At 48.0% G+C, this 13,996-nt stretch carries 11 protein-coding genes; 7 read left to right on the forward strand and 4 right to left on the reverse strand.

Annotated elements, in window-relative coordinates; translation table 11 throughout:
• The first annotated feature begins 5 nt into the window (after nt 1-5).
• Nucleotides 6-1,484, forward strand: a complete 1,479-nt coding sequence (locus ACY2RQ_RS15760) for a peptide MFS transporter (RefSeq protein WP_490113947.1) — start codon at nt 6-8, stop codon at nt 1,482-1,484.
• A gap of 56 nt (nt 1,485-1,540) precedes the next feature.
• On the opposite strand, the gene ACY2RQ_RS15765 is transcribed toward ACY2RQ_RS15760, so the two are convergent.
• A complete protein-coding gene (locus ACY2RQ_RS15765; protein WP_490113948.1) occupies nt 1,541-2,551 on the reverse strand; it encodes a glycoside hydrolase family protein in 1,011 nt (336 codons plus the stop codon).
• A gap of 503 nt (nt 2,552-3,054) precedes the next feature.
• Here ACY2RQ_RS15765 and ACY2RQ_RS15770 point away from each other — a divergent pair.
• The 5 genes from ACY2RQ_RS15770 to ACY2RQ_RS15790 all read left to right on the forward strand — a co-directional run bounded on the left by ACY2RQ_RS15770 (nt 3,055) and on the right by ACY2RQ_RS15790 (nt 8,202).
• Nucleotides 3,055-3,501 carry a hypothetical protein gene (locus ACY2RQ_RS15770; protein WP_490113949.1) on the forward strand — a complete coding sequence of 149 codons (447 nt, stop codon included), beginning with the start codon at nt 3,055-3,057 and terminating at the stop codon, nt 3,499-3,501.
• 357 nt (nt 3,502-3,858) lie between these two features.
• Nucleotides 3,859-5,055, forward strand: coding sequence for an aromatic ring-hydroxylating oxygenase subunit alpha (locus ACY2RQ_RS15775; RefSeq protein ID WP_490113950.1), 1,197 nt, complete (start codon nt 3,859-3,861; stop codon nt 5,053-5,055).
• 113 nt (nt 5,056-5,168) lie between these two features.
• Complete coding sequence (locus tag ACY2RQ_RS15780) at nt 5,169-5,540, forward strand: hypothetical protein (protein WP_490113951.1); 372 nt, start codon at nt 5,169-5,171, stop codon at nt 5,538-5,540.
• A gap of 71 nt (nt 5,541-5,611) precedes the next feature.
• Nucleotides 5,612-6,940 carry an MATE family efflux transporter gene (locus tag ACY2RQ_RS15785; RefSeq protein WP_490113952.1) on the forward strand — a complete coding sequence of 443 codons (1,329 nt, stop codon included), beginning with the start codon at nt 5,612-5,614 and terminating at the stop codon, nt 6,938-6,940.
• A gap of 131 nt (nt 6,941-7,071) precedes the next feature.
• The gene (locus tag ACY2RQ_RS15790) at nt 7,072-8,202 is read left to right on the forward strand and encodes a sterol desaturase family protein (RefSeq protein ID WP_490113953.1); all 1,131 of its coding nucleotides are present in this window, start codon (nt 7,072-7,074) and stop codon (nt 8,200-8,202) included.
• An 8-nt stretch (nt 8,203-8,210) separates the two neighbouring features.
• Here the strand turns inward: ACY2RQ_RS15790 and ACY2RQ_RS15795 are convergent, their stop codons facing one another.
• The 3 genes from ACY2RQ_RS15795 to ACY2RQ_RS15805 all read right to left on the reverse strand — a co-directional run bounded on the left by ACY2RQ_RS15795 (nt 8,211) and on the right by ACY2RQ_RS15805 (nt 13,036).
• Nucleotides 8,211-10,349, reverse strand: coding sequence for a prolyl oligopeptidase family serine peptidase (locus ACY2RQ_RS15795; protein ID WP_490113954.1), 2,139 nt, complete (start codon nt 10,347-10,349; stop codon nt 8,211-8,213).
• Between the two features lie 122 nt (nt 10,350-10,471).
• Nucleotides 10,472-11,935, reverse strand: coding sequence for a hypothetical protein (locus ACY2RQ_RS15800; protein WP_490113955.1), 1,464 nt, complete (start codon nt 11,933-11,935; stop codon nt 10,472-10,474).
• A 768-nt stretch (nt 11,936-12,703) separates the two neighbouring features.
• Nucleotides 12,704-13,036, reverse strand: a complete 333-nt coding sequence (locus ACY2RQ_RS15805; RefSeq protein WP_490113956.1) for a DMT family transporter — start codon at nt 13,034-13,036, stop codon at nt 12,704-12,706.
• Between the two features lie 155 nt (nt 13,037-13,191).
• Here ACY2RQ_RS15805 and ACY2RQ_RS15810 point away from each other — a divergent pair, with 155 nt between their 5' ends.
• Nucleotides 13,192-13,914, forward strand: a complete 723-nt coding sequence (locus tag ACY2RQ_RS15810; RefSeq protein ID WP_490113957.1) for an SDR family oxidoreductase — start codon at nt 13,192-13,194, stop codon at nt 13,912-13,914.
• The last annotated feature ends 82 nt before the right edge of the window (nt 13,915-13,996 follow it).

Here is a 13,996-nt window from a genome sequence, read left to right on the forward strand (position 1 = left end):
TATTTATGTGGAATAGACTGAATAAATCCATGATGGTTTGCCAGATGCTGTTTGGCTTATCCTTTTATGGCGTAATGGTCATTCTGACCCGTTTCTTCCTGGAAGATCTCCAATACAATGAAGCCGATACCATGATGGTTGTTGGCGCGTTTTCTTCTATTGGTCCTCTTTTCGCCATTGCCGGTGGATTTATTGCTGACAAGTTCCTCGGTGCCAAGCGTTCCCTGACCCTGTCTTATCTCGCGTTTGCTATCGGTTATGCACTGCTGGTTCTGGGGGCCTCCGCTGCTAACGTACCTATGAGCCTGTGTGGTATCGCCCTGGCCAGTTACGCCCGTGGTCTGATGTCTCCCTCCTACCCGAGTCTCTACAAGCGGACCTTCAAATCTGAAGAAGATTTTGAGAACTGCTATCCCATCAACTACTCCGTAAACAACGTGGGGGCGCTGCTGGGTCAGTATCTGTTCCCGCTGCTGGTTATGGTTATTGGCTTTAACGGTGGCTTTGCTCTCTCCGCTGGTCTGGCTGCCCTGGCGTTTGCCATTCTGGTTATTTTCCATAAGCCCCTGATAGACGTTGGTGCCGATATGGACCTGGCTCCGGTCAGCGTCAGGAACAAAGTTATGTTCCTGCTGATCTCTGCTGCCATGATTGGTCTGGTATTCTTCATGTTCTCCAATATGGATATTGGCCAGAACATTGTTTACGCCATTGGCGCTGCCGCGATCCTGTACTTTATCTCTCTGATGATGAAGGCCGGTAAGTCTGACGCCCTGAAGATGGGTACCATTCTGATTATGATGGTGCTGACTACGGCTTTCTTTGTGTACTATGGCCAGATGATGACCTCCATGACCATGGTAACCATCAACACCATGCGTGGTGACCTGCTGGGCTTCATTCCCCTGGCACCTGAAGCGTCCATGGCTTTGAACCCGCTGTGGTGTATCGTTGCCGGTCCGGTGATCGCAGGCCTGTTTTCTTTTCTGGAGAAGCGCAACATTAACTTCTCCACCGCTACCAAGATCAGCTTCTCCTTTGTTCTGGCTGCCATTGCTTTCGGTATCCTGACCATGGCTGTGAAAGGCGTGGGTGAAGACGTGGTTATCAGCCCGAATGTGTTCCTTGCTATCCACGGTTTCCTGGCATTTGGTGAAGTTATTGTGGGCAGTCTGGTTGTTGCCTTTATCCTGTCCGTAACTCCCAGGCATATTGAGAACTTCTCCGTAAGTCTGTTCTCTGTAGCCATGGCCCTGAGTGGTATTGTAGGTGCGGTATTCTCCACCTCCATCGCTCTGGAAAAGGGACAGGAAGTGACCCGGGACATCGTTCAGAACATGTACGGTGACTACTTCGCGATGCTGAGTATGGCTGCTGTGGTTATGGTGGGTGTTGCTCTTGTTTCCTCTGTTGTGATCCGCAGGATGATCGAGAAGAGTGAAGAGTCAGAAAACGACGCTGACATGCTGCCTTCCCAGGCGTAAGAGTCCACTGACTTTTAAAAATCCCCGCCCTGTGCGGGGATTTTTTCAGCCTGATACTAATAAAGGCTGGCTCGTTGTAGCCTCTTGAATTCCTGTTTTGAAATAGTAATCACTGAACCGGCTCCTGGAATAGTGTCAGGCTGCTTCAACAAGAAGGTGACGGGGGTGGAGACCGGGTTCCAGATATTAAAGTCGGTGGTTTCAACAAGGCTCCAGAAATTAGGGCTGTCGTCCGTTTTAGCATCCATATAATAAATGCGCCACGACTTGCTGAATGGCACAGGCATCATATCACTGAACCGGTATTTGCTGACCTTAAAAGGCTGTAAAGAGTGATAGAACGGGCCAGTCATTCTGCTGCCATAGAGCGCCTGAAGATACTCCTGCCCTGAATCGTCGCCATGTTCACAAATAAAGACATATTGCCCCTGCGCCTGAACAATCTTGCCATCTATGCACGTGTGGGGAATCTCTACAGCCTGGGGGGGGGACAAGGTCTTGAAGTCCTGAGTGTCGACATAATAAGCTTCGTTATCAAGCACGACGATGCCATGATCTCTTTTTCCGTTATCAACCGATGACATCCAGAAAATAACATCCTGCCCGGGGGCGCTGATCATGCCCGGACTCATGGCGGCATATACGGGCTTTTGGGTGAAATCCGCCATTGGGTCTATGTAAGTCTGGTCGCTCCAGTGAACCAGATCGGTGGAACTGGCCATACCGAGCCCCCGTGTGGCCTGGGACCAGACCAGACGAAAAACATTATTGTTGTCCCTCATCAGGAATAGCTGAAACATATCACTCCTGTTATTGACCCAGGGCGTCATAAAGCAGCCATGGTTACTGCCGGAGGTGAGTTGCTTCCAGGAAAAACCATCCATGCTGTAGGCGAAATTCAGACATCCATCTTCTGTGACCGTATTATCGGATGAGATATAACTGGCGAAGGCATAGAGATAAACACCCTGGCTGATAGAAGGGGAGAGCAGGGCTGCAAGCAAGCCGGATGTTGTTGCCATACGACGGATAGCAGATACCCACCTGGAAGGAACAGGGATAAACATGGGCGCATGTCCTCATTCGCTTTCGGGCTAGCATAGTCGATTACCTGTTATTGGAAGGTTTACTTGCCAGAATATTTTGGGAGGCAATGTTCTCCAATTATTCCTGATCAAGAATATCCAGCCTTCCGTAGCGACGATCGCTGCAAGTACCACTTCAATATCCAGGAAAAGGAAGGTGTGGCTCTGTGGTTCTACCCCTTCACTGCTGGCCAGGCTATCGGGCAGTAAAAAAGGGAGCAGCAGTACCCTTTTTTATTGCCTTTTATTTTCTTCCCTGCAAGCGTGTTATTGATCTGTATTTTTCAGGGACAAATTCTTCTTGTCTGTTATTTACCGGAGTTATTTTCCAGTTTTTTGTGTCTATTGGAAAATAAAAGCCATATACGATTAATGCATGATAGATTTTTGTTGTCAGCAGTCGTTTGGTTTGTGAGCTAACCTGTCACCTCGCTTTTTATTTATTTTTCGTTTAATAAATTATTGTTGGGTGGTTTTCCATGTTGTTGAGTGCAAAAAAGTTCATCTCCATTTTGTCTTTGTCTTTGTTGGTTTTTGTAAACAATGGCATAGCCCATGAGCTTAAGCCGGTTTTTACGTGTTTGAGTTTTACGAGTCCTGGCTCAATTAATTTACCATTAGGGTATGTGAAAATTGTACTTCCTGAAGATGACTCCAATATTGGTGGATATTTAAAAATATACGAACTCGGTGATTTTAATGCTGAATCTTTGTTGTTTTTTTCTGGTAAATGTTCTTCAGGTGATGAAATTTCCTGTAATTTTATGGCTGTTGGAGAGAAAACCCTGGTTGCACTTTTTCAACGAGGAAACATAGCTACAAATGTCATATTAAATTATTCAAAGACCACTGGTACAGGAAAGATGCAAATGGATAAATTTGGTTTTGAACCTGTGGACGTTAAGCTTGCACCACTTTCCAGTTGTCGATAGATTGATATTGCAGGGCCTTTGGCTGCTAACGCTCATCACGCTTATATCAGATCACTGCGGATGCCGCTGAATGCCTTATTTGATGATGGTGGACTCCGATACTGTCAACTTTTCAGTCAGCAGTATCGGAGATAGCATTCTTTAATCCGTCAAATCTTCTTCAACATCGCCAAACAGGGTGCCGGGGGCACTCCCAGCCTCTCTGGATACGTATCGGCAAGTCGACCATATCCGCCCAGCTTTCTTCCAGTCTTATATGGGTCAGTAGTCTTGTATTAAACAGAAGCTTGAGATAGGTAAGAGTAAGCTGAAAAAACACGTAAAATATAAGAATATCAAGACAGAAGTTATGGGAATATGGAGGGAAGAGCAGTGAATCTTCTTGACGAAATCAAAGAATATGCGGCAGGGGTTGCGGGTGAGGCCAGGGCACTGCCTTTCGCTGCTTATACAGATGGTGATGTCTATGAGCAGGAACGCTCCCGGGTTTTCCACAGTGACTGGATTTTTGTCTGTAACCAATACGACCTTCCCAATCCCGGTGATATGCTCGCCCTTGATATTGCTGGCGAAGCTGTTGTTGTCATTCGGGGAGAAGATAACAATATTCGGGCTATGTCCAATGTCTGCAGTCATCGCGGTACGCCTCTGGCCGATGAGGGTTTTGGTAATGCCAAACGGTTGATCTGCCCCTACCATGCCTGGAACTATACCCTTGAAGGCCTGTTAAAAGGAGCGCCTATTACCGGTGGCGTGAAAATCGATAAGGCTGCCCACTGTCTGCCCCGTTTTGCCGTGGAAATCTGGCACGGGCTTATTTTCGTAAATATTGATGGTAAGGCCGAACCCCTTAACCAGCGTTTGGCAGAAGTGGAGAAATATCTGTTGCCCTACCAGATGAAACACTTCGACAGTGGTTACAGCACGCCTCCGGAGTACTGGCAGACCAACTGGAAACTGGCTCTGGAAAATGCCATGGAGAGTTATCACCTGTTCAAGGTGCATAAGGAGACCCTGGAAACCATTAACCCAACCAGAAACGTCTATTACCTGGAAGGTTACGGGAACTGGTCTCTGACCGGAGGAGAAAACGGGCAGGGGGGAAAGACCGAGGGGTTCTTCTACAAAATGATGGACAGCTGGTACGGTAAACCCAGTCCGGCCATCAGGGGGCGTTACCTGTTGCTGTCATTGCCGCCAACCTTTGTCGCCATTATTGATGAAGGGCAGATGGGCTATCTCTCTGTGTTTCCGGATAAAGGTCCGAATGGTATTGTGGTCAGGAGTGGGGGGATCGGCTATGGAATTAAAGAGTCCGGCGGTTCCGAAAAGGCTTTTGTTGATGCCTTTTACGCAGAAGACAAGGTAATCTGTGAGCGGGCATTTAAGGGCATGAGTTCCCGTTTTGGCCATCAGGGTGGACAGTTGGTGGAGCTTGAGCGCATTGTTGTGGATTTCCATCAGTATTACGGCAACCGCATGTTTGGCACCCGGATGGATGGCATGTTCAAGGGTGAGAAAGCCGATTGGCTGCTGTCTCTGCAGAAAAAATAATTTTTGATATTCCTGTTGCGCTGGCGAGTGATTGGAGTGATACAGCAGGGATAAATTTTACTATTGTGGCAGTGTAGTATATTTTCCAGTGACCTTACAGCAGGTAAATCCCCATGCAGATATCTATTAAAAATTTATATATAAGAACTTTCCTGTTTTCACTGTTTGCTCTTATTTCGGCATGTTCCCAGTCCGCATCTGAAAAAACAGGTAGTACAGAAAGTACAGGTGAGCAGGAACAGACGACAATAACTGGAGAAGTTATTTCCAGGCATACCGAGGGAAAGGATGGCTCATCATGGATACTCCGTAATGATAATGGTAAAGAGTATGTGGTTGTGCTCAGTATACCGAACCTTGGGCCGGAACAGAGCGAGCATATTTCCGAGGTGAAAGAAGGGGTAAAAATACGTGTCAGCGGTGAATTGATACAACGGGGGGATGAGCCCATGTTAATAGCCAGGACACTAACCATCTTAAAATAATGCTGATGTTGTTATAGAAAGGTTGTTTTAAAAAGACTGCTATAGAGAATTTGTTATAGAAAGGGATAAATTTGCCCCCAGAACATCAGGCCAGTCCTTCGCTCCCCCAGCAGTTGTTTACCGCGACCTGGCCCATGGTGTTCGGGGTATTCTCTCTTATGAGCTTTCAGCTGGCGGATAGCGCGTTTATCGGCCAGCTTGGTGTTCTGCCCCTTGCTGTTCAGGGTTTTACCCTGCCGGTTCAAATGATCATTATCGGTATTCAGGTGGGCCTGGGGATTGCGACAACGGCTTTGATATCCCATTCCCTGGGAGCGGGGAAAACTGAATATGCCCGACAGCTGGGTGGTCTTGTCCTGGCTGTTGGCGCTTTGGGCACAGGTATTGTATGCCTGATGATATGGTTGGCGCGCTATAATTTATTGTCTTTCCTGAATGCTCCCGAATCGGTTTATCCCATCGTAGACACTTACTGGGTTTACTGGCTTATAAGCGCCTGGGCCGGAGCGGTGGTTTATTTCTATTACAGTATCTGTCGGTCCCATGGCAATACCCTGCTTCCTGGAATTATGATGACAGTGACAAGCCTGCTGAATCTGGCGCTTGACCCTGTTTTTATTTTCACCCTTGATCTGGGTATTAATGGCGCAGCCATTGCCACGATTATTGCCTTTTCCTTCAGTATTCTGGTACTCGCCCCAAAAGTGGTGAAGGAAAACTGGCTGAGTATAAACTGGCAGGGTATGGACGTGGGCCGCAGTATTCGAGCGCTTTTCAGGATTATGGGACCTGCGATGGTCAGCCAGGTGCTTCCCTCGATCTCTTCCATGCTGGCGACAAAACTTCTGGCTGGTTATGGTACCGCTGTTGTGGCTGCCTGGGCTTTGGGTTCCCGATATGAGTTTTTTGCCATTGTACCTGTGCTGGCATTAACCATGTCTATGCCGCCAATGGTCAGCCGACGGCTGGGGGCTGGTAATATTGAGGATATTCGTCATCTGGTCAGAATTGCCTGCCGATTTGTTTTGGGCTTTCAGTTGATAGTTGCTTTTATCACCTGGTTGGGTTCATCACATCTGGCCATGCTTATGACTGAGAACTTGCAGGTAGGAGAGGTGTTCATTAAATACCTGATTCTGGTCCCTTTCAGTTTGGGGTTTCTCGGGGTGTGCATATTGATGGTCTCTGTCGTAAATGCCCTGGGGCAGTCTTACACTGCGCTGATAATTTCCGGTTTGCGCCTGTTTGTTTTCTTTTTACCCTGTCTCTGGCTCGGAGCCACACTTGCGGACATTGAGGGTTTGTTCTCCGGAGTTCTTATTGGCAATGTTCTCGCCGGCCTGTGCGCATGGCTGATGTACCGACGGGTGATAACAAAACTTGCAAGCCTGTCCGTCTGAGTGTACAGCGCCTAAACCAAAAGGCCACAGAGGCCTTTTGTAGGCCGGAGCGTGGCAAGTGTGGTACAAATGCCACGATGAATTGAATACCAATAACAACAAAACCAATAACAACAATAAAGGTGGGTGCAGTGAACCCTATAACCTACGCCATTCCGTTTTTTTTCCTGTTGATTGCCATTGAGGTGGCAGTGACGGTTCTCCGCAAGAAAGACTATTACCGCCTTAATGACGCTGTAAACAGCCTGAGCTGTGGCATGTTAAATGTGACCATCGGGCTGGTAATTAAGATTGGCCTTTACGCTCTGGTACTCGAGCACCTGTCCGTAGCCAGCCTTCCCGCAGATAGCTGGTGGGTGTGGGTTTTGGCTTTTATCGCTCAGGATTTTTGCTATTACTGGGCCCACCGTATTGGCCATGAGATCAGCATTTTCTGGGCCGCCCATGTGGTGCACCACCAGAGTGAAGAGTACAACCTGACAACCGCCCTCAGGCAAACCAGTACCGGAATGTTTCTGGGCTGGATATTTTATCTGCCCATGGCTGTGGCCGGTTTCCCCGTGGAGGTTTTTGCGACCGTCAGCCTGTTAAACCTGCTTTACCAGTTCTGGGTACATACCCGTCATGTTCCAAAACTGGGCTGGTATGAATGGGTGTTTGTCACACCGTCTAACCACAGGGTTCACCACGGTAAAAATGAAAAGTACCTGGATAAAAATTACGGAGGAATTTTTATCCTTTGGGACAGGTTATTTAACACCTTTCAAGAGGAAGATGAGGTTCACGAACCTGTACGCTATGGCACAGTCACACCCCTGCGTAGCTGGAACCCGTTGTGGGCAAATATTGTCGTTTATGCTGACTTGTTTCGGGATGCCCTTAATACAGGCTGCTGGCAGGAAAAACTGTCGCTCTGGTTCCGGCATACCGGGTACCGGCCTGGGGATGTGGCTATGAATGATACAATGACACAGGAACTTTCTCCGGGCACCGATAATTTTGTTAAGTACGATCCTGCCGTTAGCTTGGGTATGAAAGTCTATGTGCTGTTGCAGTTTGCATTGCTGGTTGTGCTGACGACAGTTTTTGTGGGTATCAGTCATACCATGAACACAATTTTTCTTTCGATGGGAGCAATTATATTTGCCGTAAATCTGGCTCTTATAAACAATCTGCTTGAGAGTCGAAAGCAGGTTCTGTTGAAAGAAAGCTTCCGCCTGGTAACTTTGGTGACGGGTATTGCTGTGGCTTTTTATGTATAAGTGGCCCTTTATGGGGGAGGAACAGTCACACCCATTTGAAACAGGGCAAAGCTGAACATGTCGGTGGTCTGGTTAATAAAGGCCGATCGGGTAAAACCCGCGCCATGGCCAATATCACGGGTAACATGCAGCAGAACAGGGTTGGCACCGTTCTGGCTGGCCTGTAGCGCCGCAACGAATTTATAGGAGTGGGATGGCACTACCCGGTCATCATATTCAGCGGTGGTCACGAGAGTAGCGGGGTAAGGAGATTTTCGCTGGTTGGCCGGGCGCACATTGTGCAGTGGAGAATAACTGTACAGATAGTCAAACACCGTCTTGTTTTCCTGGGGGCTGCCATACTCTGAAACCCAGCCGCCGCCAGCGCCAAACCTGTTAAAACGTAACATATCCATAACGCCAACATCAGGCAGGGCAACGCCAGCAAGACCGGGGCGCTGGGTCATAACGGCTCCAATCAGCCGGCCTCCGCAGCTGGAACCGTGAATAGCCAGCCGCCCATGGGAGGTATAACCTTCTTTTATCAGGTATTCGCCAGCGGCAATAAAGTCGTTATGACTGTTTTTCTTATTGAGCTTTTGGCCAGCTTTATGCCATCTCTCACCTGAAATTCCGCCACCACGAATATGTGCGACAGCATAGATACCACCCATTTCCATCCAGGCCGCGCTGTCGGGGGTCAGGTTTGTGTTGGCGATATGGCCATAGCCTCCGTAAGCATAAAGCAGAGTAGGGTTTTTGCCATCCAGCTTAACCTTCTTGTGGTGGGTAATGGTGATGGGAACTCTGGTGCCATCAAACGATGAAAAAAGAACATAACGGGTGACATAATCCTGGCTCTGGAAAGGAGAACTGGATTTTCTGACCTGTGATGTTTTTCCACTGTTCAGGTCAAAGGTGTACATATTGCCAGGGTGAACCGGGCTGTAAAACGTGTAATACATCAGCGGGTTTTCGGAGTTGTTGTCGGAGATGAAAACATCTCCCCGGCCTGGCAGGCTTATTTCACGAACAAGCTGTCCGTCCATGTCATACTGGAACACATGGCTGCTGCCTTCTATCAGGTAATCAGCGATCAGGTAACCGGCTTTGTAAATTACCGACAGTGGATGTTCATTTTCCGGGAGGATTGTGCGCCAGGGCTGATTCTTCTGGCTGAGATCAATTTCAACAACCTGCCAGTTTGGAGCCTTGTGACTGGTTTTGATATACAGACTGTTTTCCGTGGCATGCAGAGCGCTTGTTCTGGTGCCTTCCTGGGTAGAAATGGAAATCAGCGGTTGCTCAGGATTGACCAGATTTTTTACAAAGAGGCGGTTTGAACCGGTTTCACGGGCGGCCAATATTATCAGATAACGTTCGTTATCGGATATCCAGCTGGTAACGTGACGGAAGGGCTGGCCGTTATAGTTCTCGAAAACAACAGAATCGTCTTTTTGTGGAGTGCCCAGTTTATGGAAGTACAGTTTATGATGTTCAAGGGGGACGGATTCATCATCCCCGATACCTTCCGGATAGCGTGAATAATAGAACCCGGTCTGTCCAACCCATGAGATGGAGCTGTTACGAATACGGGTCAGGTTGGGTTCCAGGTTTTGCCGTGTTTCAGCGTCAATAATCACAATTTCTGTTTTGTCGCTGCCGTGGATCGCCTGTTGATAAGCGGCCAGAGAGCCATCTTTGGAAAAGGTCAGGTCACGAACAGAAATACGCCCTTTCTCATCCATAGTATTCGGGTCAAAAAAGACCTGTTCCGGGCCGCCCGACTTTTTATAACGATAAAATACCGGCTGATTCTGGAGACCACTGTTACGGGTGAAATAGGTATAGTCACCTTCGGTATTCGGCATGCTCTGGCGTTCATAGTTCATCAGAGTGGTTAGTCGGGTGTGGATATATTCCCGGTTGGGCAACTTCTCAAGATAGTTTCTGGTCAGCTTATCTTCGGCCTGCAGCCAGGCCTGGGAGCGGGCGGATCTGGTATCTTCCAGCCAGCGGTAAGGATCATGGACTTTCCGGCCAAAATATATATCGAAGGTATCGTCCCGGTCTGCGGGTGGGTAAATAAGTGGCTGTGTATCGCTGGCACTGGTGATTTGGACAAGCAGGCAGAAAGTGAATAACAGGTAGTGACGAAGTGTTTTCATAGAATATCCTTCCTGACTTTCTGGTGATTTTTCAGAGAAGTGTAGTTGAGGGTAATGATGGTAACCCTGACCAGCTTGATAGTTATCCTGACAATGCGGTGGTACAATTTATGCGATATTCTTTATGCCATGTTCTTTGTCGGCTGTTCAGGGAGGGGCGGAAGAACTTCCATCTTTTCCATATGCTCAATAAAGGCTTCCCGCCTGTGCGGGGGTGGTTTTTTTGTCAGCGCTAAAATGCGTCTCATATAACCCCTGAGGATGGTGCCATCCGCCATCTGTCGTTCTCCCAGATAACAGATACATTTGTGAATATACGACAACTGAGGATCAGTTTTAAGGTGTTCTCTTAACTTGTCATGTGGGGTGCTTTGTTCGGCAAGACAAACTTCCACTTCAAGTAAAGGGGTTAAAGCTGTGGGAATATCGACCATGGCATGGGGGAAGTTTTGGATAAGCTGGTTACCTCCATATACGGGTTTGCCAAGTAGACAGCTATATAATGTCTGGGCCAGTCTGTAGTCTTGATGGCTGGCAGCAATATTTGCCAGTTCCAGCAGGAAAGAGCCTCGGGCGGCTTCGTTGGTATCCGGAATTAATGGTTTATTCTGGCCGCTGGTAAGTAATCGGCCACTGCGGGAGAGGTCAACAATCCGGCAGCCGGTGTCTTCTCCAACTATCTGAAGCAGCACTTGGTGGAGTTCATGTATCTGGCAGTTTGGCGTGTTGTTCAAATGACAGAGAACTCTGGCCTTAGCCAGCATGTAGTCTTTGTAAACCTCATCATACGCCTGATGACTTAGCGTATATTTAGATATTATCTTGTTAAGATATACCAGTGCCTGTTGGTAACATCCCGTCGCTTCCAGCAGGCTGACAGCTTCGTGCATGGTGTCACGGAAAAAACTCAGGTTAAGGCTGGTTTTTTGTGCCCGTCTGGATATCTGCTCTTTTTCTTCTGTGGTTTTACAGAGTTGATACATGCGCTTGTAGCACTCCAGCTTTAAAAGCCGAAATGTGTCTTTGAATATTTCGGAGTCGTAATCCCTGTAATCATCCAGCATATCATTAAGGGAATGGATAACGTCTTCCAGCTCAGGACGCGTCTGGGCTCTTTCAACAGTCTCTTTTTGTTTTCGGGCCCGTTCCTCATAAGTTTGGGAGGGGTCCAGTTCCTGTTGACACTTATCAATCAGGGTGCAGGCTTTATTTTCCCAGATGTATTTCTGCTGGAGACTTTCCTGCTTTTTAAGCTTTCTCAGTTCTCCCGCCAGCAGTTGCTGTGCCCTCCTGAAATGTCTGGCTGACATCAGATGGTGTTGAGCATAGCTGATAGCGTACTTTACCGGATTTTCCTGGATGATATGGTGGTGACCACTGTGCTGACAGGCTTGCCTTAAACCGAAGAGCAGGTCTCTCTGGTCCGGATCAGGGATTTGCTGCCCATAACGAAGAAGGTCTCTTATCTCACCAAAGGTTTTTTCACAGTCTTCGTTTTTTACCAGTTCGCTCCACAGCTGTAGAAGTTTGTCCAGAGACTTCCCTCCTAAAAGCTTTTGGGAGTTGCATTGTTTGATGAGTTCCATCCTGGCTTTGTCAGCCTCTCTTCGTTTCTCGCCTGGTGTTTTTATAAGGCTGTGTGGTGACCGGCTTCTGCTGCGGGGGCTTCTCTTTTTTGTTGAGCTGTGACTGTCAGCTGATCTGTACTCTGAATGTCTGCGTGAGCGCGAACTGTAATACCTGCTGAGACCAAAGGCTGGGCTCATTTCCCTGCTATCCAGGCTTGATGACGAATAATAAGAGCTGTCGCTATATCTGCTTCTTTCACTTTCACTTTCACTTTCACTTTCGTTTTCGCTTTCACTGCAAGCACGCGAACAGCTACTACTGTGGCTTGGGGATTTGTTCCATACCTTGATTGTTTGTGCGTGGCTCATGGGGGAAGAACATTCAACGGTGTGTGAACGTGAAGCAGTAAACCATCTTCCTTCCTGCCCCTGAAAAGGTTGGTAATAGTATGGATAAGATTGTTGTGGATATGGTAAAGAGGAACGTGGCAAGTCTGCTGCCCCCGTTGGATATTGCCATGCCATTGCTTCGCCTCCATGTTCAGTAAACCGGTTGGCACGCAGAAGAGAATACTGTCATAAGTGCCCAGTCCATTTAGAGACAAACAATAAAGGCTGTTATTGCAGAAGTGGCTGTTGGAATAGCTAACAAGAAGGTTGATTGCACTTATTGTATTAATCCAGCGCAACTTTGGGCGTGTTGCCTTAGCTACGCAACTGAAGTTGCAACACAGAAGGATGGGAAAAGGCTCCGCTCAGGGCATGTGAAAACGATTGTCCAGGTACTTATTGCAGGGGCATATTGGAGAAAATGCGGATAATCATTACACCTGTTACGATGAGAACAATGCCGGAGAGAGCGGGAAGGTCCGGATACTGGTGATAAATAAGGCAGCCAAAAATAGAGATAATCACTATGCCTACTCCACACCAGATACTATAAGCGACACTGACAGGGATGGTTCTCAGCGTCAGGCTTAAAAAGAAGAAGGATATCCCGTATCCGGTGATAACAAACAGACTGGGCAGTAGCCGGGTAAAGTGGCAGGTCTGTTTCAACATGAGTGTTGCGGACACTTCTGTCACTATAGCCAGGCTCAGATAGCCATATCCGTTCATCGGCGCACTCTGATGAGTAATGGAAAAGCGGAGGATCAGTATAGGACCGACTTACCTGCTTCTGGATACGCCATGCACTCCGATCAGTGCTTTAATACTCGATAAGTACTCACAGTAACCGATGCAGTAACAGAGAGATTTACAGGAGAGACCCGATGTTAAAGCCCCTCGTTGTTATTACTGGTGCAAGTTCAGGTATTGGTGAAGCCGCTGCCCGTCAGTTCAGTACTGCCGGCCATCCATTGTTATTGATGGCCCGTCGTGTAGAACGGCTGGAAGCCCTGAGTCTTCCCAATACCATGTGCTGTAAGGTTGATGTGACTGACCGCGGTGCGCTGGTGGCAGCTGTCCGTGACGCGGAAGGTGTTTATGGCCCGGTTGACTGCCTGGTCAATAATGCCGGCCTGATGCAGCTGGGTTCTGCTCATGAGCAGAGCCCGGATGAGTGGGATCGGATGATTGACGTAAACCTGAAAGGTATGCTGTACGGTATTCATGCTGTTGTTGGCGGTATGCGTGAACGTAAGCATGGCACTATCATCAATATCGGCTCCGTTGCCGGTATCAAGGGTTTCCCTAATCATATGGCTTACTGCGGTACCAAGTTTGGTGTGCATGGCCTGAGCGAGACCTTGCGTGAAGAAGTCTGCGACGATAGTGTGCGTGTGGTAACCATCGCTCCCGGCGCTGTAGAAACCGAACTGTTGAGTCATACCACAAGTGATGATATCAAGGCTGGCTATGAAAAGTGGAAAGACAGCATGGGCGGGGCGATTACCTCCAGGGATATCGCTGACAGCATCAGCTTTGTTTACAACATGCCCCAGAATGTCTGCATTCGTGAACTGGTTATCAGCGCCACTCGCCAGGCAGGCTGATATTTAACCGGTGATAAGCTGCGCTGGTGAAGGCGGTATAACGTAAAAAAAGGAGTCATATGACTCCTTTTTTTACGTTACA

The organism is Parendozoicomonas sp. 209JJ7-1 (assembly GCF_058147085.1).